Below are 1,497 nucleotides of genomic sequence, written 5' to 3' on the forward strand. Positions count from 1 at the left end.
GGCGCGAGTCAGCCAGNCAGCAGGCCGTTGCCGGTCATCGTCTTGCCCGGGACGCGGATGTTCAACTGCCCCGGCTCCGACAACACCGGTAAGTAACGCGAATCGACAGCGCTATCGGCGAAGTGGGCAACCCCGGCCCCGTCCACATAGCCCCAGAGCTGCCGGGCCTGTGTGGGCAGGCACAAACCCGCCAGACCAAGCAGCAAACCGGCCAGGCGAAGGGCAGGAACACGGGAGACGACAGGGGTCATGGCCAGGGGCTTCGGAAAGGATCAGGCGCGATCGATTCTAGGAAGCCCACCGGGTGCAGAAAGCCCGAAAACCGGCAGCGACATGGCCTTGCATCGGCCCCGGCAGCACTCAGACATCGATCTCCACCGAGTCGCCATGCAACTCCATCAGCTCGCGCCGGGCCTGGGCTTCGCCCTTGCCCATGAGCTTGCCCATGGAGCTCACCGTGCCGTCGAAATTCACCGCGCCGTAGCCCACCCGCAGCAGGCGCCGGGTGTCCGGGTTCAGCGTGGTGTCCCACAGCTGCTCGGCGCTCATTTCACCCAGGCCCTTGAAGCGGCTGATGCTCCAGGCGGTTTCCTTGATGCCCTCCTTGCGCAGCTTCTCCAGCACCACGTCCATCTCGCCCTGGTCCAGGGCGTAGACCTTGGACGCCGGCTTCTTGCCACGGGCCGGCACGTCGATGCGAAACAGCGGCGGCTTGGCCACGTACACATGGCCGGTCTCGATCAGCTTGGGGAAGTGGCGGAAGAACAGCGTGAGCAGCAGCACCTGGATGTGCGAGCCGTCCACATCCGCGTCGGACAGGATGCAGATCTTGCCGTAGCGCAGGCCGGACAGGTCCGGGCTGTCGTTCGGGCCGTGCGGGTCCACACCGATGGCCACCGAGATGTCGTGGATCTCGGTGTTCTTGAACAGCAGATCACGCTCCACTTCCCAGGCGTTGAGCACCTTGCCGCGCAGCGGCAGGATGGCCTGGGTTTCCTTGTCGCGGCCCATCTTGGCGCTGCCGCCGGCCGAATCGCCCTCCACCAGGAAGAGCTCGTTGAGCGCCAGGTCGCGGCTTTCGCAGTCGGTCAGCTTGCCCGGCAGCACGGCCACGCCCGAGCCCTTGCGCTTCTCCACCTTCTGGCCGGCGCGCTGGCGGGTCTGCGCGGCCTTGATGGCCAGCTCGGCCAGCTTCTTGCCGTACTCGACATGCTGGGACAGCCACAGCTCCAGCGCCGGCTTGACGAAGGCCGACACCAGGCGCAGCGCGTCGCGGCTGTTCAGGCGCTCCTTGGTCTGGCCCTGGAACTGCGGGTCCAGCACCTTGGCAGACAGCACGAAGCTGGCGCGGCTGAACACATCTTCGGGCATCAGCTTGACGCCCTTGGGCAGCAGCGAGTGCAGCTCGATGAAACCCTTGACCGCCCCGAACAGACCGTCCTTCAGCCCGGCCTCATGGGTGCCGCCGGCCACCGTGGGGATCAGGTTGACATAGCT

At 66.2% G+C, this 1,497-nt stretch carries 1 protein-coding gene; it reads right to left on the reverse strand.

The annotated features are described in order from the left end of the window. Positions 1-360 precede the first annotated feature (360 nt). Positions 361-1,497, reverse strand: a 1,137-nt coding sequence (locus I73_RS16940) for a toprim domain-containing protein (RefSeq protein ID WP_022981706.1), incomplete at its 5' end; no start/stop codon positions are given.

Source organism: Ideonella sp. B508-1 (assembly GCF_000333615.1).
GTDB lineage: Bacteria > Pseudomonadota > Gammaproteobacteria > Burkholderiales > Burkholderiaceae_C > Ideonella.